The following is a 17,458-nucleotide window of genomic DNA, read 5'->3' as shown; positions in this document are numbered from 1 at the left end:
AAGCATGACGAATCGCGCAGTAATCGTTTCGGGTGCACGCACGCCCTTCATGCGGGCATTCACCGATCTGACCAGGATGGACAGCATCGCTCTCGCGGGCGCCGCAGTACGCGGTCTGCTCGACCGGACGGCGATCTCACCCGCCGAAATCCAGGCGATCGTCTGGGGCGGCGTGGTGTTGCCGAGTGCGGCGCCGAACATCGCGCGTGAGGTCGCGCTCGACCTGAAGCTCGACTTCGGCTGCGAGGGCTACACGGTCACGCGAGCGTGTGCGTCGGGCCTGCAGGCCGTGACCTCGGCCGCTGCGGCGATCGAGCGCGGCGAATACGACGTGATGATCGCCGGCGGCAGCGATTCGACCAGCAACGCCGAGATCAAGCTCCCGCAGAAGGTCGTGCACGCGATGGCACCCATCGCGCTCGGCAAGCCCAAACCGAAAGACTATTTCGCGGCCGCACGGCAACTGGCGCCGTTCGTCGATCTGTTGCCGCGCCAGCCGAAGATCGCCGAGCGCACGACCGGCGAAGTCATGGGCGAATCGGCCGAAAAGATGGCCAGAATCCACGGCGTCACGCGCGCAGAACAGGACGAATTCGCCGCTCGCTCGCACCACCGCGCGGCAGCGGCGATTGCGTCGGGCCGGTTCGACGACGAGGTGGTCCCGATCGTCACTCCCGACGGAAAGCGGATCGGCCGAGACGGATTGGTTCGCGCCGACACCAGCGTCGAGAAATTGGCCCGACTGAAGCCGGTGTTCGCCGCGGACGGCACAGTCACCGCGGGCAACGCCAGCCCACTGACCGACGGCGCATCGGCTGTCCTCCTGATGAGCGAGGAGAAGGCGCGGTCCCTCGGGTGCACGCCGCTCGCAGCGTTCCGCTCGTGGAGCTACGTCAGCGTCGATCCCGCCGACCAGGTGCTGATCGGTCCAGCGATCTCCATGCCGAGAGCTCTCGACAAGGCAGGCATGACGCTCGCCGACGTCGACCTGGTCGACATCCACGAAGCCTTTGCCGCACAGACTCTTTCGGTGCTGAAAGCGCTGGCGAGCCACGAGTGGGCGAAGACCCGCCTCGACCGCGACGAAGCGGTCGGCGAGGTCGACATCGACAAGCTCAACGTGCACGGCGGGTCTGTGTCGCTCGGTCATCCGTTCGGCGCGACCGGCGCCCGAATGGTCACGACCATGGCGAACGAGCTCGCACGGACCGGCAAGAACACCGCGTTGCTCGGGATCTGCGCGGCCGGCGGTATCGGAGCCTCCGCGGTCCTCGAGCGGGTCTGACTCTCACCCCTCGTGAGTCTTTTTGGAGTCCCTGGACTCCAAAAAGACTCACGAGGGTGGGGGCTACTGGCCTGCGGTGACGATCTGGCCGACCCAATAGAACGGTTCACCCGTACCGACACAACTGACCCACGCCGGGGTGCCCGGTGCGTACCTGAGGTAGATCGGCGTGGGACCCAGTTCGAAGATGTAGAAGTCGGGGACGACTTGGAGGAACGGCGGAGCGAGGCTGTAGCCCTCGCATTCCCACCATTCGCCGGCCCCGATATCGACTCGAATAAGTCCGCCTGGCTCGGGCGTCACGACCGGAGGCGTCGCCCCAGCGACGCCTCCGCCCAGCAACGACATAGCGGCGAGTGCACACGCTTGCAGAGTGATTCTTCTCATACCTCTGGTACGAACGGCCGTCAGGCTTCGGTTCAACCGCTGGTTCACAGCCTGATGACGGCAGTTTCGGCGCGAGTGCGCTCGTACTCGTCGCGGTCGGTGATCGGCCACATCGCCTGACCGATCGCCATGACACCGCGCGCGGGAAGCGGTACGCCGCCGAGCTCAGGGTTCTCGGGAAGGCGAGTCGGCTTGCCGAGGTCCGTGCCGTCGAGGATCGCCCGGGATTCGTTGACGTAGAACATGCGCTGCGGCATGAGAATCCCGAAGTGCCCGCTCGGCATCTCGCCCGCCAGCTCCAAGCGACCCATACCGAGACTGCGCGCGAGCGCTTCCCGCATCTTCAGCAGCCAACTCGGCCGCCACGTCCACAGCGGCATAGGTGCGGCCATCGCGTTGAGCGTCCGCAACGTCAACGACTGTGACGCGGTGACGGTCCATTCCAACTGCGGCTCGTCGACCGTGACCCGCAGCGTCGACGGACCCGTCCACGTCAGGGCGATCTTGGCATACCCGACGTGATCGCACGCCTTGCCGTAATAACGCGGGCACGCGATGTCGACGCGCGGACCGTCCACGTAGATGGACCACCGACCTGCGGGATCTCGGTGCCACACGGTCACGTAGGGCGCGAACGAGTTCTGCGGAAACACTCGAAGCGCAAGTACGTGTCCGGAGTCGAAAGGCAGACCGAACACTCCCCAGCCACGCACGTATTCATGACCGGCCCAAGGGGCTTCGCCTCGTTCTGGGGTGATCGAGGTCGTGCGGTCAGCGATAGTAGTCATGGGAAGAACGGTACGAATTGTCGCCTTCACAGTCGTCCGGTGAATTCCCTACAAATCGAGTGGGTCGAGCAGGCCGTTGCGTAGCGCGAACAGCGTCGCCGTGGACCGGGAGCAAGATCCGGTCTTCGTATAGATGCGCTCGATGTGGGTGCCGGCGGTCTTTTTCGAAATCCCGAGTGTTCGCGCGACGTCGACGGTCGATGCGCCTCGCGCGATCATTCGAAGCACTTCTGTTTCCCGGGGCGTGAGCCCTGCCGGTCCGGTGCGACGTTTGCCGCCTACGCCTGCAGCCGCGAGCACCGCGTCGGCTGCCTCTGCATCGAGGCGCCCGGCCCGGACCTCCTCGCGCACGACCTCCGACGCCTCCTTGACAGATCGCGCCGGCCGATGCGCGCGCGGTTCGATCAATGCGCGAAACATACACGCAGCGGCAAGGATTCGGCCTGCGACTGGAATAGCCGACCCACTTACACCGCGGTGATATCCGCTACCGTCCATCCGCTCGTGTGCGAGAGCCGCGGTCGCTCCGATGCGCGCGAGGGCGGGAGGCCGAGCGAGCACGCGTTCGGTGTAGTACGCGCTCAGCCGCACCCTTTCCCACTCTGTGGCGGCCAGCGGTCCGGGCTTGTCGAGGACCGTTCCGGGTAGGCCGTGCAAGCCGATGTCGTGGAGCAGACCGGCGCGACGAAGTTCCTGGACCCGGTCGGCGGGGAAGCGCAGCTTCGACGCTGCCGCGGCAGCAAGGTCGGCGACCCCACGAGAATGCCCCGCCCGGTGCAGGCTGCGCAGATCAGTGAAGTCTGCGACCGATTCGAGCGCCACGTCGAGTTCGGACTCCGTGAGGGGTCTGCGCAGCGCAAGATCGTCGGCAATGAGCTCGCGCAGTTCGGTGTGACTCTCGTTCTGCGGCAATACATCATGTGCGATATCGCAGAATGCGTCGACGATGCTCGGATCGAACTGGCTGCCCCGACGGGTCCTCGCGACCTTCACGGCTTCGTCGACACCACCGACTCGATGGTGCACTTCCACGACATCGGCGAGGTGGAACAGTCTGACCGGAAGCGCAATGTCGGTGCCGCCAATCCCCACCGGGACTCCACGGCCGTCCCAACGAGTGAAGAACTGACGCAGTCCCTCCCCCACCGGCTCTGCCAGTCCGAGTTGCTGCGCCATCGACGACACCGTCATGCAGTGCGATTGCATCCCGCGTACGACCTCGCGACCGTTCGTTGCCATGAGCGCGGCAGTCGCAAGAATTCGCCGCGACGCCGCCGCGCCTGCCGCAGCGTGACCCGCGAAGAATCGAAATGCGCTCGCTCCGGCCAGATCGTATGCATATCCGTCGGAACGGAATGCAATGTCGTCTCCGAAGAGCGCCCCCACCTCGGGGGCATCGGCTACGCATCCGACCCAGGACAGCATCGCAACGTAGAACAGCGCTTCCTGCTGTTCCCTCGGGAGACCGACATGCTCACCCGTGCGCGACGCTATCTGCCAGGCCCGAAGGACGTGCTCCATCGGCTGGCCCAATCCGAGGTCTGAGGCTAGCGAGAACGCAGCCAGCAACTCGGCCAGCGAGATGCCGGATTCCTTGTCCGCTGCGTCCATCTGCCAAGCCTACGAGCACGCATGTGCCGAACGTCGTCATCTTCAGCGCCTCGAAACCGAAAACACATTGCCGCGGCTCCGATAGCCTCGGATCCATGGTCGCGGAACCTGACGGGACGAGCGTGCCATTTCGCCGACTTCCCCACGTGCGCAGTCTCATCGTCACGGAGCTGACGTCCGCCGCCGGGTCAACGATGGCGGTCCTGGCGGTCGCGTATCTGTCTTTCAACGATTCGAAGTCCGTCATTCACACCGTGCTCGTGTCGGCTGCCTTCAGCTTGCCGACCGCGTTGCTCGGCACGTTCGCGGGCCGCGTCGCTGCGCGGTCCGGCCATCGCCGAATACTGTTCTTCTGCAATGCTTTCAAGCTCGTCTTGTACGTCGTCATGGCAGTGCTGGCCTTTGTCGACGCGCTGTCCATTCCGCTGTTGCTCGCAACCAGCGTGGTCCTCGGCGCCGTCGCCGCCTTCGACTACCCGGCGTGGATGCAGTTCGAACGCGACATCGTGCCGCCCGACCACCTGGACCAAGCGAACGGAACGCTGAGCGCGTACGCGAGTGCGTCGACCTTCGTCGGCGGGATCGTCGGCGGTGTGCTGCTCGGCGTCACCGGACCGTGGGTGTTGCTGCTGCTCAACGCCGTCAGTTACGGCGCCTTCCTCGCGATCCTCGTCAAAATGCGGCCCGTCGAGCGAGACACCACGCCGACGGACCGCGTCGGCTTCGCAGCGGTCTTGCGCTACGTCCGCGGGCAGCCGGCGATCGCCATCGCCTTCGTGCAGACCGCCCTGTTGGGCTTGTTCGTCGCACCGATCATGCAGCTCCTGCCAGCCATTGCCCATGGGCTCTCGGGTGGAACAAACCTCGGAATCGTCACCGGCGCAGTGGCCGTCGGTGCAATCGGTTTGGCCGCAGTCGTCGGCAAGTTACGAAAGCGCTTCAGCCGCTTGACAATTCTTTACGGAACCTTCGTAGTCTCGGGCCTTGTGCTGTTCTTCCTCGGCCTGTTCGGTGACGTGCTGGAAGGCGCGCCGCTCTGGATCCTGGTCCTGCTCGCGCTGGTCCCCTTCGGCTTGTTGTTCTCCCTCGCGCAAGCGGTACTCACCGCGATCGTCCAAACCCGAGTCGACCCGGCAATGGAGGGACCCGTCTTCGCGGTCTACGCCATCATCTACACGCTGTGCGCTCCGATCGGCGGAATCTTCCTCGGCCGCTTCGCCGACCACCACGACGTGTGGGGTTCGCTGAAAGTCGCGGGCGTCATGGTCATGACTGCAAGCGTCGTCATGTTCGTGGTGCGACAACGACGGACGGCGGTCGACGCCGTACGACCGCAAACCACACGGTCCGGTCAGTTCGACGGGCTACTGCGCGGCCACCTGCTCAACCTCAACTACGACCGAGACCGGACTACGTGAGTGGTGGCCGGTGTGCTCACGATGGGCGCATCCCGGCCAGCAGACCCGCAAGTCTGCGGGCAGTTCGCGGACAACCCCGCCCGCTCCCCCTAGTTCGGGTTAGAACGTGTTTCAAGTAGCGGCGATCCGGGAATTCAGCATATGTCGGCGTAGATCCTTCACACCCAAGGATGATTGAGCATACATGTGTACTCTAGATATTTTTTCTCATAAACGTATTGACCAGCTACTTTCATTCAGTCTTGCGCGTTCAGTGAACGATTGTGTACCGTAGATCACATGGCAGAGCGTGGAGCGCGGCCAAAAGTGCCGTTCATACGAAGACATTTCCTGCGCGCCGTCCGGCATCTTTTCAGTCCGCTGCAGCCCGACGACTATCTCGAAATGGTCAACCCGCTGTGGACGACGAGAGAGCTACGTGGGCGGGTCGAGCGGATCGAGCAGCAGGGTTCGGAAGCGGCGAGCGTCCTAATCCGCCCAGGCTTCGAGTGGGAAGGGCACAGTCCCGGGCAGTACGTTCGCCTCGGCGTCGTCATCGACGGCCGGTACCACTGGCGGGCGTATTCACTGACGTCTGATCCGAACCCTTCGGACGGGCTTATCAGCGTCACTCCGAAGCTCGTGGAGAACGGCGTCGTCTCGCCCTATCTGGTGCGCGACATCCGGCCGGGCGATGTCGTGCGACTCGGCGAGATCGAGGGCGTGTTCACGCTGCCCGATCCGGTGCCCGAGAAGTTGCTGTTCATCAGCGCAGGCAGCGGCATCACGCCGATCATCAGCATGCTGCGCGATCTCGACCACCGCAATCTGCTCGGTGATGCAACGGTGATCCACTCCTCTCGAACGCGGGAGCAGGCGATGTTCCTGTCCGAGTTGGAGAGTCTCGACAATCGCAACGACGGTGTGCGCCTCGATCTTCGGCTGACCGCCGACGACGGGCGGATCAAACCTAGCGATATGGACGAGCTGTGCCCGGATTGGCGTGAGCGCGAGGCGTTCTGCTCCGGCCCAGGCGACCTACTCGATGGCCTCATCGAGCACTGGGAAACGCAGGGCGAATCAGAGCGTCTGCACTTCGAGCGGTTTCAACCGAAGATCGGCGGCGACGGCACGGAAGGCGAGGGTGGCGAAATCACCTTCATCCGGAGCGATGTCACCACCCAATGCGACGGTGGCACACCAATTTTGGAGGCCGGCGAAGAAGCCGGTCTCGAGCTGAAGCACGGGTGCCGGATAGGCATCTGTCACACATGCATCGGCACCCTGAAGTCCGGCAAGCTGCGCGATCTCCGCACTGGGGAGGTTAGCGAGCCGACTGGACAAGACGTACGTATCTGTATCAACACCGCCGAAGGCGATGTAGCACTGGAACTTTGATCGAAAGGAGCCGCCATGAGCGCGTCCATTGACAGCCCGTTGGCGCATCTCGATGAACAGCAGATCGAGAAGCTAGCAAAAGAATTCGATGCCATTCACGACGAGGTATATGCCGACCTCGGTGAGCGGGATCGCGCATACATAAAAGCAGTAATCGCAGGGCAGCGGCAGCTTGCCGTCGCCGGCCGCGTGCTGCTGCTCGGCTCGAAGTCGAAGGCGTCATGGGTGGCGGGCACTGCGTGCCTGGGGATGGCGAAGATCCTCGAGAACATGGAGATCGGCCACAACGTTATGCACGGTCAATGGGACTGGATGAACGATCCCGACATCCACTCCTCCGTGTGGGACTGGGACACGGCGTCCACCGCGCAATCGTGGAAGCACTCGCACAACTACGTCCATCACACGTTCACCAACATTCGCGGTAAGGACAAGGATCTCGGCTACGAGATCATGCGAATCGATCCGAACCAAGAGTGGAAGCCTGCGTACCTACTCCAGCCGATATACAACGTGCTGCTCACGGTGCTGTTCGAATGGGGCGTCGCAGTCCACGACCTGGACATCGAAGCCATCCGGAAGCGCGAGAAAACACTTAAGGAAGCGGCCGTCGATCTCAAGGGCATTGCGTACAAGATGCGCCGCCAGGTCGTGAAGGACTACATCGGCTGGCCGCTCGTCAGCGCCGCCGCATTCGGCTTGGTGCAATTGGCGCTGCGCGGGCGAATCGAACAGCCGAAGGAATCGCGGATTGCGCGACGGCTGCGCAAGCGCTCGACCAAAGGCAAATGGGGCTCCACAGCAAACTTCTTGGACCGCCATCTACCCGGTGCCGAGCAGACGTTCTTGCGGACTCTCACTGCGGACGCACTCGCGAACGTCATCCGCAACGTCTGGGCGCACGCGATTATCTTCTGCGGGCATTTCCCCGATCAAGCCTATACATTCAGCGAGGAAGAGACCGAGGGCGAGTCGCGTGGCGCGTGGTACGTCCGCCAGCTGGTCGGCGCAGCGAACATCGACGGCACTCCCCTGTTCCACCTGGTCAGCGGCAATCTCAGCTTCCAGGTCGAGCACCACCTCTATCCCGATATGCCCAGCACCCGGTACTCCGAGATCGCGCCCAAGGTCAAGGACATCTGCGAGCGATACGAACTGCCGTACAACACCGGACCCTTCAGCCGGCAATGGGGGATGGTGCACCGCTCGATCTTCCGGCTCGCCTTCCCCGGCGGAAAGCCGCGACCGAAGCCAGGTCCGTACAAGCGCAGCGATGACGAATGGCGACGTCCGGACTCCGGACGGTCGAGCGAAGCCGAACGGTTCCGCGATCGCGTTCCTGCCGAAAGTTCTGTCGCAGGCCCCGAACACACGGGCGGCGGAGTCGAAGTGGACCCGCCCCCGCGCGACTAGCCGAGGAACGCGCGGATCAGCTCAGCGACGCGGTCGGGCGCTTCGATCATCGGCGTGTGCCCCACGTGCTCGAGGACTGTGGTCGTGATCGTTCGCACTGCCCGGTAACGGGCCAGTGCGGCATCCACGTCGTAGAAGCGGTCTTCTCCGCCGAAAATGACGAGCGCAGGCAGTGCGAGATTGTCCAGCCGTGCGTCCAGGCCGAGTCGTCTGGTCCACGCCTGCCGCCGCCTCATCGTTTGGGTGAAGGCGGGGTGATTCAGGCTGCGGGCGTCGTCGAGACCCTGACTGGGGTCGGTAAACGCTGTGGCCATATCGAAGCCCGGCGCGAACGCTCGCCGGACCACGCGGTCGGTGACGAACCCGGGACCATATTGCTGCAGGATCGGGCCGATCCACGGTGTGTGAATCACCCACTCGCCTGGTGGCAGCGTTCCGGTGCTCGTGTCGGGCCCTTCGCCCATCAGCACGAGCCGGGCGACGCGGGTGCTGTGCTCGGCGGTGGCTACGCCGAAGAGGCCGCCCATCGAGTGGCCGACGACCGTGACGTCGTCCAGGTCCAACTCGGCGAGCAGAGACGCATAGAGCCGACCTTGACTGTCGGGGTCGTAACCGGACGTGGGTCGTGCAGAACCGCCGTGGCCGAGGAGGTCGACCCGGATGATCCGGAATTCCGGTAGACGGGCAACGAGCTGGTCGAACCATGCTGTGGAGGCGCCGAAGCCGTGCAGCATCAGGAGTGCGGGGCCGTCGACCGGGCCGTCCGCTCGGACGTGCAGGTCGACGCCATCGACGCACATGACCGTTCCTGGGCCGCCTGTTGCCGGCTCGGCGCTGGTGCGACCGGTAAGGCTGCCGAGACGCGACCGCCTGAGTGACGACGTGTTCTTGGTGGTCACGAGCTTCGCCCCGGATTGGGCTGGAGACCCAGCAGGCGGACCAGGACGGTCCCGATCGTGTCGGCTGGAACACTCCCCGGGTCAGCGAGCTCTTCGATGGCGAGGCCATTGTTCAGCGCCAGCATGGTGAACATGAGAGTGCGCGAGGAGACAGCTGCGCCTGCGCCCCAGCCGGAGAGCGCATCGTCGGCCAATGCGGTCAGTTGCTGGTGGTAGTCACGCCGTTTCTCGACCCACCGTTCGCGTAGCTGGTCGTCGCGGGCGGCCCGAAGCCAGAACTCGGTGAACAGCAGCTGCCATTCGCGGTTCTGCTGCATCGCGGCGGTCATTTGCTCGCCGGCTGCGAGGGCGGTCGCCTCGTTGATGACTGTGATATCGGCCCGACCGAGGATTGCCCGTACTGCTGCGATGCGACCTGTCACCTCCCGGTCGAAGAGTTCGAAGAACAGGTCGTCCTTGCTCGCGAAGTTGGAGTAGAGCGCACCGGTGGTGAACCCGGCGGTGGCCGCGACCTGTTGCATGGTGGCTCCGGCGAAGCCGCGTTCGGCGAACACCGTGGAGGCCGCTTGTAAGAGCCGGTCGCGGACCTCGGCGCGCGGTGTCCGGCGAGTAATGGGGACAGGGGCTGAGATCACAACTGTGCCTTTCCGGCCCGAAGGAACGAACCGTATCTTCGCGTCGTGCCGAACCCGTCGGCAAAAGTGCCATAGCGGTAGACGACGTGGCCGCCCACGATGGTCGCGGCCACTGCGTCGTCGTTGCGGTTGACCATTCGGGAGACGCCCCCGAGCCCGTCGAGGACTTCTTCGCCATAGTCGGCCGAGGCCTCCGAAAGCCCGGCGGGATCGATGACGGCGATGTCGGCGCGGTCCCCCAGCCGGAGGGTGCCGGCGTCCAGTCCGTACCAGTCGCCGAGTTCGCCGGTGAGTCGGTGCACGGCGCGTTGGAGGCTGAGGAACTCGTGGCCGTCCTCGGCCGATTCTTTGACCCGCCTGAGCAGCCGAAGTCCGGCGTTGTAGAACGCCATGTTGCGCAGGTGCGCGCCGGAGTCGGCGAAACCCATCTGGATCTGAGAGTTGTCCGCGATCTTGTCGAGCACGTCGGAGCGGTGATTCGCGATTGTCGTACGCCAGCGCAAGGCAGCGCCATGGGCGACCACGAGGTCGAGGAAGGCGTCGGCCGGATGAACGCCCCGATCTTCGGCCACGCGGCCGAACGACTTGCCGATCACCTCGGCATCGGGGCAGCTGACGATGTCGGCGTCGAACAAGTCGCGGTGCCACAGCTTCGGACCGAACCGTTGCTCCAAGTCCTTACGGAACCGGCGGCGGTAAGGTTCTGTGTCCACGAGTTCGCCGCGCTCGACCACGTCGCGCACGTTGAGAGCCGCTGCACCCGAGCCGAACTCCTCGAAGACGACCAGGTCGATGCCATCGGCGTACACCTCGAACGGCACTGGCAGGTGCTGCCAGCGCAAGTCCGAGGCGATCACCCGGTTCAGCAATGCCGTCGCCTTGGTCATCAACCAGATCAACTTCGGGTCGGCCTTGAGATCTGCCGCGGTGAGCATCGTGGTCTTCAACGGAGCCCTGCCTCGACCGGCGCTCTGAGCGAAGAACTTGCCGATCTCGGTCTTGCGGGCAGCGTTGGGGGTGCACTGGTGCAGGCGCCCGCGGTCACGGAGCACGCGGTTCAGCGCCCGATACTCTCGCCAGGTCGCGTAGGTGGACGGAAGTTGGCGCGCTGGGTAGCGCACGCCGTCCAGCTTCGAGAACGAACTTCTGATGGTCGACAATCCCAGAAATCCGGCGTCGAGCGCATCGATCAGCATCGCGCGCATCCGGTCCAACTCCGCGGCGCTCGGCCGTTCGTTTGGATCGGTGGCTCGATCCAGACCCATCACCGCTGCACGGATGTCGGAGTGGCCGATGAGCGCCGCCACGTTGGGTCCCAGCGGGCGAGACTCGAGTGCCTCCACGTAGCGGTGTGGATCTGTCCATATCTGGTGTTGCTTGACCGCTGCGTGGACTGCTTCCCAGGGCAGGGCTTCGACGCGCGAGAACAGGTCCGCACAATCGTCGGGGGACGCGTACACCGTGGAAAGCGAGCAGTTCCCGAAAATCACGGTCGTGACGCCGTGGCGCACCGATTCCGAGAGCCCGGGGGCAACCAACACCTCAGCGTCGTAGTGCGTATGGACGTCGATGAGGCCCGGCGTCACCCACAGCCCCTCAGCGTCGACGACCACCGCTCCCCCCGTCTCCAATGGTTCGGGGCTGATCGCCACCACCCGTCCCGCGCGTACTCCTACGTCGCGAATCGCGGGTCGAGCACCGGTTCCGTCGAAGAAGTATCCGCCCCGGATCACCAGATCGAAACCGTCCACAACGGCACCTCCTCACCTTAGATAATCGCCATTATTCAATAATGGACGTTATCGAATGGCGTTGTGGGCGTCAAGGCTGGCCTGCCCGAACGATGGATCCATCCACATGGCACCTCGGCGCGAAGGTCAGGGAAGACCGGCAAGCGCATCGCGCTGCTCGGTCATGATCACTCGAATCGAGTGCACTACCGCGGCGACCTCGGGCCTACGCAGGGTTTCGGTTCGCGCAACGAGCCAGTAGCTCAGTTGGACTGCGACGGCTTCCGGAAGCACGCGAACGAGGTCGTCGTGTCGATCTGCCATGAAACACGGCAGCAAACCGATGCCCGCTGCTGCTCTTGTCGCCTCGACGTGGACGAATACGTTCGTCGACGTCACGGCCCGCCGCATCGAGGGCGCAAAACTGGGTGCCAGATCCAGATCGTCGACTTGCAACATCGAATCGATGAAGTACACGAGCGGATGCTGGTTCAGTTCCTCGACGCTCATTGGTGCTGCGTTGCGGTACAGATAGTCACGCGCGGCGTACAGACCGAGGCGATAGTCGCCCAGTCGGTGCGCCTCGGCTCGGTGTACCTGCGGCTCGCCGACCACAATCTCCAGATCGAGTCCGGATCGGTGCTGCGACGCGCGGCGCGTTGTGGCGACAACTTCGACTGTGACGTTGGGATGCGCGCGTTGCACTCGCGCTGCGGCCGGTGCTGCGATGTACGCGCTGAAGCCGTCTGTCGCCGAAATTCTGACGACGCCTTCGAGTTCGTTGGCTGCGCCGCCGGAGACGAGTGCGCGCACTGCTGATTCGACATTCTCCGCTGCGGTCAATGCATCGCGGCCGAGCGCTGTGAGCTCCCACCCGCCGGCGCTCCGCGCGAGTACGCGGTCGCCGAGGACGCGTTCCAACGCCGCGATCCGCCGGGCAACAGTGGTGTGGTTGATCCCGAGTGCATCGGCGGCGGCGCTGAATCTGCCGGACCGTCCGACTGCGAGCAGGACCAGTAGATCGTCGGCGCTCGGCGTTCGTCCATCTGCCACATCTGCATTTTTGCAGACCGTTGGTGCGCGATTGGTCATTGTTGTCGGGATTATGTGCATCAATACTCGGGAACACTCAGGTGTGCGCCAGACCACAATCGCGTTCGGCGCCGAGCACCGTCACAGAGGAGAAGTCCGATGACTGTAGAAGCGCCCGCCAAAGATGATGGCCGGGGATCGGACCGCGTGCCCGAGGGTCTGCGGAAGGTGGTTGCCGCGTCGATGGCAGGCACGGTCGTCGAGTGGTACGAATTCTTCCTGTACGGAACGGCCGCGACCCTCGTCTTCAGCAAGGTGTTCTTCTCACCCGACACAAGCGACCTCGACGCGATCCTCGCGGCCTTCGTCACGTACGCCGTCGGATTCGCTGCGCGGCCGATCGGCGGAATCGTCTTCGGCCACTTCGGCGACAAGTTCGGACGGAAGAAGCTGCTGCAGCTCAGCCTGATCCTCGTCGGGAGTGCCACATTCTTGATGGGCTGTCTACCGACGTTCAACCAGATCGGGTACTGGGCACCAGCATTGCTGGTCACCCTCCGATTCATTCAAGGCTTCGCGGTCGGTGGGGAATGGGGTGGCGCGGTCCTCCTCGTCGCCGAGCACAGCCCGAACAAGAGCCGGGGATTCTGGGCGAGTTGGCCGCAGGCAGGCGTCCCGGCAGGCAACCTTCTGGCCACTGTCGTGCTGCTGGTGCTGACGTCCACGCTTTCCGACGCAGCTTTCCTCAGCTGGGGCTGGCGTGTGGCCTTCTGGCTGTCGGCAGTGATCGTGTTCGTCGGCTACTACATCCGGACCAAGGTCACCGATGCGCCGATCTTTCTCGAGGCACAGCAACAAGTCGAACAGATCAAGTCGGCGTCCTACGGTGTCGTCGAGGTGCTCAAGCGGTACCCACGTGGAGTGTTCACCGCGATGGGCCTGCGCTTCGGTGAGAACGTCATGTACTACCTGGTCGTGACGTTCACGATCACGTACCTGAAGGTCGAGGTCGGTACTGACACCAAAACGATTCTCTGGTGGATGCTTGCCGCGCATGCCGTGCACTTCGCGGTCATCCCGATGGTCGGGCGGTTGTCGGATCGGGTCGGGCGGCGGCCGGTCTACCTCGTCGGCGCTGTGACGGCGGGAACATGGGGCTTCTTCGCCTTCCCCATGATGAACAGTGGCCACAACGCGATAATCATGTTGGCGATCATCATCGGTTTGGTGTTCCACGCATTCATGTACGCGACGCAGCCGGCGATCATGGCCGAAATGTTCCCGACGCGGATGCGGTACTCCGGTGTCTCCCTCGGCTATCAGGTCACCTCGATCGTCGCCGGTTCCCTAGCTCCCATCATCGCGGTCCGACTGCTCGACCGATACAACTCATCTGTGCCGATTGCGTGGTATCTCGCCGCAGCATCAGCGATAACCGTTGTCGCCGTTGTAGTCGCGCGCGAAACCAAGGGACTGGCACTAGAGACGATCGACATTGCCGACGCGAAAGCGATTGCCACCGAAGCCGAGTTGGCGAAGGTCGGTCTGCGATGACCGACCTGGCCGGTCGCACGGCATTGGTGACCGGTGGGGCGAGCGGTATCGGCGCAGAATGTGCGAGAAAACTTGCCGCGCAAGGTGCTTACGTACGAGTTGCCGACGTCGACGAGGCCGGCGCCAAGTCCCTTGCCGACGAAATCGGCGGCGAGGCGTGGGCGGTCGATCTGCTGAATGTCGAGGATCTCGAGCACCTCCGCTTCGACGTCGATATCCTGGTCAACAATGCGGGCATCCAAACTGTCGCTCCGATAACCGAATTCGACCCGATACGGTTTCGGGAAATCATCATGTTGATGGTGGAAGCGCCGTTTCTGTTGATCCGGGCTGCCCTCCCGGCGATGTTCGAGCGGGAGTTCGGACGAATCATCAACATCTCATCTGTGCACGGTCTGCGGGCGTCGGAGTTCAAGGTCGCCTACGTGACGGCGAAGCACGCGCTCGAAGGGTTGTCGAAAGTGACTTCGCTCGAAGGCGGCCCGCACGGCGTGACAAGCAACTGTGTCAATCCGGGCTATGTTCGAACACCATTGGTGGAGAACCAGATTGCCGATCAGGCACGGATTCACAACATCACCGAAGACGAGGTCCTCGAGCGAGTTCTGTTGACCGAGAGCGCAATCAAACGGCTCGTTGAACCGGCAGAGGTCGCCTCGTTGGTCGGCTGGTTGTCAGGCGCAGATGCTGCGATGGTCACCGGCGCTTCCTACACGATGGACGGCGGCTGGTCGGCGCGCTGAGCCTGACACACCTATACGGTGCCCCCAGTCGGACTCGAACCGACACTGTGCGGATTTTAAGACCGCATTTCTCGACGTTTGTAACGTTTGCTGTCGTTGACAGTTTTTGAACATTCAAGGCAGACAAGCATTTTGATGTTTGTGACGTTTGCTGCGAACGGTCGTTGTCGATCGCGCTGCGGACGTACTGCGGACCAGACACCGCGGCGGAGGGGGTCTACCCCGGCCACTTGCGCCAGGGTGTTGCCTCTCGCCTGCACACATGCATCCTCTTCGACTCTCTAATGCTACGACCGGCCTATTGAGAGACATTGCGGTGTGTGGAGGCATAGCAAGCGCAGTGCAAATCGAGCACTGCGGCGCGCTGTCGTCGCGACCACCCAATCGGAACACCCCAACAGCCTTTCAACTTGTCGGCGCGCGGACGATCGACCCGCTGAATCCTTTGATCGATGAGACGGACCGCGCTAGGTTCGCGGATCAGGTCGATCGTAAATTCAGCGATCGACCGAATATCGCGATGGTTCCGTCCGCACCGTGTCGATCACCTCGGTCCAGCAAACTGAAGCAAATTCCCCTTGCCGGCGAGGCAATCGCCCGTCTGCAACAGTTGCGGCAAGAACCGCCTCGCACTCGGGCCGCGGCGCTGGGAACGCCCCCTTTCGAATCGGCGGCCCAATCCGCGGTCGACAGACTTGCGGAGAAATGATATTCGAAAGCCCTTGTGTCGCAACCACTTTACTGTGCCGGTAATCTAGATTACGTAAAGTAGTCGATTGGTTGTTCGCATCTCGCATCGCCGCACTGCTGTTACTGTTTCGGCATCCCCGTCCGAAAGATCTCCGAACTGACCCTCGACGACATCATCACAACCCCCACCGTGACCACAATTCGGATCGGTGAACTGCCCGCACCGCTGCTCCCCTTCTTCCAGCAGTATCTGACGAACCGCGGAAACCAGAAGACGATGAACTACCGCTCTCGCTGGCTGTTTCCTGGCACACCCGCCGGACACCACATCACCGCACAAACCCTGATGCACCAATTCCGCGCTGCCGGAATCGATATCCAGGCCATCCGCAACGCCGCCTTGCACGACCTCGTCAAAGAAATCGACGCTGCCAGCCTCGCCGACCTGCTCGGCTACACCTCGCAAACCATAAACATCCACGCGGCGCGCGGCGGTCCCAATGGCCACCTAACCTTGGCGACAATTGGGCACACATATGCACCGTGGGTGAGCATCGCATCGATCCACTCGACACCCTCGGCATCGTGCCGACCCTGCCGCTCCCTTACTGGGGATGGGGCGAAATACCGGACCAATACGGCCGACGCTGGGACAGCGACGACGCAGAATCACCGATCCCACCCGACCCAGGTCTCACCGACCTGCCTTCCCTACAACCGGGTTGGGGATCCGCACAGTCATCGTGATGCCTCATCGCGTGACGTGCATCTGTTCGGTCAGTGATCTTCGAGGCTATTGGCTAGTCGGGCCGAATACGGCAGAACTTGATAAGTCTCTTATCCAGTCGACCCTAGATGGACGCATAAAAATGTTGCATTACAGCGTATTTCAGATCTTCACACCTCTGGTTGGCCGGTGGATTCGGTTCAGACTTCGGACTTACTCAACATGCCAACACATTTGAGGTGAGCAGCGGGAACAATATCAGCGGGGCGTTCTTACGATTGAGCGCCGCACGAGGTCCTCGATGTACTCGAGCAGAAAGCCATCGCTCGGATCCTGGTCAGGCAAAAACTGGGATCCGACGAGGAGGGTCAAGATCACGACGGTCAGTCGTCTCGCCGTCGCATCGTCGGACACCGCTGTGCGAATCGCACGCGTCAAGATCGTCGATCGCCGCTCATCAATTCGACGCTGGACCTCTGCGACGAGTGGATCTCCGGTGGCCCAGGCGCGAAAAGCCGTGCCTGATTTGTTAGACAGATGCGCCGCAATTGTCCGCAATCCGCACAGGTCGGTGGCCGGGCCGCTACGTCCGCTGTCCATCACTTTTTCCATCAGGAGCAGTTGTTCTCGTTCCCAGTGCGACAACAGTTGGTTGACGAACTCGCCCCAACTGTCGAAGTAGTTATAGAACGATCCGGTCGTGACACCCAGGGCCTTGCACACGGTCGTCATCTTCAGCGCGTGATGGCCCTTGGCGACAAGGATGGCTGTCGCCGTCGAGAAGTAGTCAGCGGGCGTCGTGGGCGAACGGACGTCGCGGCGGCGTCCGTGAAGCTCTTCGATCCACGACGCGGGTCGGCGTTGGGTATTGGAAAGCATTGCGTCACAACTCCTCTGTGTCGTGCGGTTGCCATGCTTGCTGGCGCAACGATGGTCGAGTGATTGGCTTTCGGGTCGCACCGTTCAGCGGCTTTTTGATTCGCCGGTCGAATTCCGGCCGGTTGATTTCGTAAGTCATGTACGCAACGACCGCTTCGGCATATTCCCGGTTCGGTGCGCGCCCGATCAAGGCGTGCCCTGCGAGGACCTGATCGAGCACGCGGGCTTGCTCGGTGGTGAGCCGAGCCCAGATCTCCGGCCACTTCTCCCTGTAAAGGCCGCCGACCATG

General features: G+C 63.1%; 16 protein-coding genes. 7 read left to right on the top strand and 9 right to left on the bottom strand.

All coding sequences use genetic code 11. The annotated features are described in order from the left end of the window. Positions 1-4 precede the first annotated feature (4 nt). Entirely contained in the window at positions 5-1,285 is a 1,281-nt protein-coding gene (locus tag FGL95_RS17070; RefSeq protein ID WP_169588930.1) for an acetyl-CoA C-acyltransferase, read from the top strand. Between the two features lie 63 nt (positions 1,286-1,348). Here FGL95_RS17070 and FGL95_RS17065 read toward each other — a convergent pair whose 3' ends face one another. From FGL95_RS17065 to FGL95_RS17055, 3 genes are read right to left on the bottom strand one after another with little or no spacing between them, the layout of a single operon-like run. After that, positions 1,349-1,672, bottom strand: a complete 324-nt coding sequence (locus FGL95_RS17065; RefSeq protein WP_169588928.1) for a hypothetical protein — start codon at positions 1,670-1,672, stop codon at positions 1,349-1,351. 44 nt (positions 1,673-1,716) lie between these two features. Beyond that, complete coding sequence (locus tag FGL95_RS17060) at positions 1,717-2,460, bottom strand: hypothetical protein (RefSeq protein ID WP_206071952.1); 744 nt, start codon at positions 2,458-2,460, stop codon at positions 1,717-1,719. Positions 2,461-2,508: 48 nt separating this feature from the next. Beyond that, positions 2,509-4,071: an HD domain-containing phosphohydrolase gene (locus tag FGL95_RS17055; RefSeq protein ID WP_206071951.1), complete on the bottom strand. Its 1,563-nt coding sequence runs from the start codon at positions 4,069-4,071 to the stop codon at positions 2,509-2,511. A 95-nt stretch (positions 4,072-4,166) separates the two neighbouring features. Here FGL95_RS17055 and FGL95_RS17050 point away from each other — a divergent pair, with 95 nt between their 5' ends. The 3 genes from FGL95_RS17050 to FGL95_RS17040 all read left to right on the top strand — a co-directional run bounded on the left by FGL95_RS17050 (position 4,167) and on the right by FGL95_RS17040 (position 8,279). Beyond that, positions 4,167-5,489, top strand: a complete 1,323-nt coding sequence (locus FGL95_RS17050; protein ID WP_169588926.1) for an MFS transporter — start codon at positions 4,167-4,169, stop codon at positions 5,487-5,489. 279 nt (positions 5,490-5,768) lie between these two features. Next, on the top strand, positions 5,769-6,866 hold the full coding sequence (locus FGL95_RS17045) for a ferredoxin reductase (RefSeq protein WP_169588924.1): 1,098 nt from the start codon (positions 5,769-5,771) through the stop codon (positions 6,864-6,866). A gap of 15 nt (positions 6,867-6,881) precedes the next feature. Then, positions 6,882-8,279, top strand: coding sequence for a fatty acid desaturase family protein (locus FGL95_RS17040; RefSeq protein WP_169588922.1), 1,398 nt, complete (start codon positions 6,882-6,884; stop codon positions 8,277-8,279). On the opposite strand, the gene FGL95_RS17035 is transcribed toward FGL95_RS17040, so the two are convergent. The 4 genes from FGL95_RS17035 to FGL95_RS17020 form a co-directional block, all read right to left on the bottom strand. After that, entirely contained in the window at positions 8,276-9,178 is a 903-nt protein-coding gene (locus tag FGL95_RS17035; RefSeq protein ID WP_338079893.1) for an alpha/beta fold hydrolase, read from the bottom strand. The two genes, FGL95_RS17040 and FGL95_RS17035, sit on opposite strands and share 4 nt — an antisense overlap. Next, a complete protein-coding gene (locus tag FGL95_RS17030; protein ID WP_169588920.1) occupies positions 9,175-9,813 on the bottom strand; it encodes a TetR family transcriptional regulator in 639 nt (212 codons plus the stop codon). Before FGL95_RS17030 ends, FGL95_RS17035 begins: the two co-directional genes overlap by 4 nt. Further along, positions 9,810-11,564, bottom strand: coding sequence for an amidohydrolase family protein (locus tag FGL95_RS17025; protein WP_169588918.1), 1,755 nt, complete (start codon positions 11,562-11,564; stop codon positions 9,810-9,812). Before FGL95_RS17025 ends, FGL95_RS17030 begins: the two co-directional genes overlap by 4 nt. A 126-nt stretch (positions 11,565-11,690) precedes the next feature. Beyond that, positions 11,691-12,635, bottom strand: coding sequence for a LysR family transcriptional regulator (locus FGL95_RS17020; RefSeq protein ID WP_169588916.1), 945 nt, complete (start codon positions 12,633-12,635; stop codon positions 11,691-11,693). Positions 12,636-12,734: 99 nt separating this feature from the next. Between FGL95_RS17020 and FGL95_RS17015 the strand changes: the two genes are divergently transcribed. The 3 genes from FGL95_RS17015 to FGL95_RS17005 all read left to right on the top strand — a co-directional run bounded on the left by FGL95_RS17015 (position 12,735) and on the right by FGL95_RS17005 (position 16,346). After that, positions 12,735-14,129 (top strand): MFS transporter, encoded by a 1,395-nt coding sequence (locus tag FGL95_RS17015; protein WP_169588914.1) that lies wholly within the window; start codon positions 12,735-12,737, stop codon positions 14,127-14,129. Then, the gene (locus FGL95_RS17010; RefSeq protein ID WP_169588912.1) at positions 14,126-14,872 is read left to right on the top strand and encodes a 3-hydroxybutyrate dehydrogenase; all 747 of its coding nucleotides are present in this window, start codon (positions 14,126-14,128) and stop codon (positions 14,870-14,872) included. Before FGL95_RS17015 ends, FGL95_RS17010 begins: the two co-directional genes overlap by 4 nt. A gap of 880 nt (positions 14,873-15,752) precedes the next feature. Next, positions 15,753-16,346, top strand: a complete 594-nt coding sequence (locus FGL95_RS17005) for a hypothetical protein (protein ID WP_169588910.1) — start codon at positions 15,753-15,755, stop codon at positions 16,344-16,346. A 201-nt stretch (positions 16,347-16,547) separates the two neighbouring features. Here the strand turns inward: FGL95_RS17005 and FGL95_RS17000 are convergent, their stop codons facing one another. Next, the gene (locus FGL95_RS17000) at positions 16,548-17,168 is read right to left on the bottom strand and encodes a TetR/AcrR family transcriptional regulator (protein ID WP_169588908.1); all 621 of its coding nucleotides are present in this window, start codon (positions 17,166-17,168) and stop codon (positions 16,548-16,550) included. Between the two features lie 4 nt (positions 17,169-17,172). After that, complete coding sequence (locus tag FGL95_RS16995) at positions 17,173-17,457, bottom strand: hypothetical protein (RefSeq protein WP_169588906.1); 285 nt, start codon at positions 17,455-17,457, stop codon at positions 17,173-17,175. Position 17,458: the final 1 nt, after the last annotated feature.

The organism is Antrihabitans stalactiti (assembly GCF_012932915.1).
GTDB classification, from domain to species: Bacteria; Actinomycetota; Actinomycetes; order Mycobacteriales; family Mycobacteriaceae; genus Antrihabitans; species Antrihabitans stalactiti.
This window is presented reverse-complemented; position numbering and strand designations above follow the sequence as displayed.

Excerpts from the sequence above, each read along its gene's own strand:
- FGL95_RS17040 (WP_169588922.1), top strand. The coding sequence starts at position 6,882 with ATGAGCGCGTCCATTGACAGCCCGTTGGCGCATCTCGATGAACAGCAG.
- FGL95_RS17000 (WP_169588908.1), bottom strand. The coding sequence starts at position 17,168 with ATGCTTTCCAATACCCAACGCCGACCCGCGTCGTGGATCGAAGAGCTT.
- FGL95_RS17070 (WP_169588930.1), top strand. The coding sequence starts at position 5 with ATGACGAATCGCGCAGTAATCGTTTCGGGTGCACGCACGCCCTTCATG.
- FGL95_RS17010 (WP_169588912.1), top strand. The coding sequence starts at position 14,126 with ATGACCGACCTGGCCGGTCGCACGGCATTGGTGACCGGTGGGGCGAGC.
- FGL95_RS17015 (WP_169588914.1), top strand. The coding sequence starts at position 12,735 with ATGACTGTAGAAGCGCCCGCCAAAGATGATGGCCGGGGATCGGACCGC.
- FGL95_RS17020 (WP_169588916.1), bottom strand. The coding sequence starts at position 12,635 with ATGACCAATCGCGCACCAACGGTCTGCAAAAATGCAGATGTGGCAGAT.
- FGL95_RS16995 (WP_169588906.1), bottom strand. The coding sequence starts at position 17,457 with ATGGTCGGCGGCCTTTACAGGGAGAAGTGGCCGGAGATCTGGGCTCGG.
- FGL95_RS17065 (WP_169588928.1), bottom strand. The coding sequence starts at position 1,672 with ATGAGAAGAATCACTCTGCAAGCGTGTGCACTCGCCGCTATGTCGTTG.
- FGL95_RS17050 (WP_169588926.1), top strand. The coding sequence starts at position 4,167 with ATGGTCGCGGAACCTGACGGGACGAGCGTGCCATTTCGCCGACTTCCC.
- FGL95_RS17045 (WP_169588924.1), top strand. The coding sequence starts at position 5,769 with ATGGCAGAGCGTGGAGCGCGGCCAAAAGTGCCGTTCATACGAAGACAT.
- FGL95_RS17060 (WP_206071952.1), bottom strand. The coding sequence starts at position 2,460 with ATGACTACTATCGCTGACCGCACGACCTCGATCACCCCAGAACGAGGC.
- FGL95_RS17055 (WP_206071951.1), bottom strand. The coding sequence starts at position 4,071 with ATGGACGCAGCGGACAAGGAATCCGGCATCTCGCTGGCCGAGTTGCTG.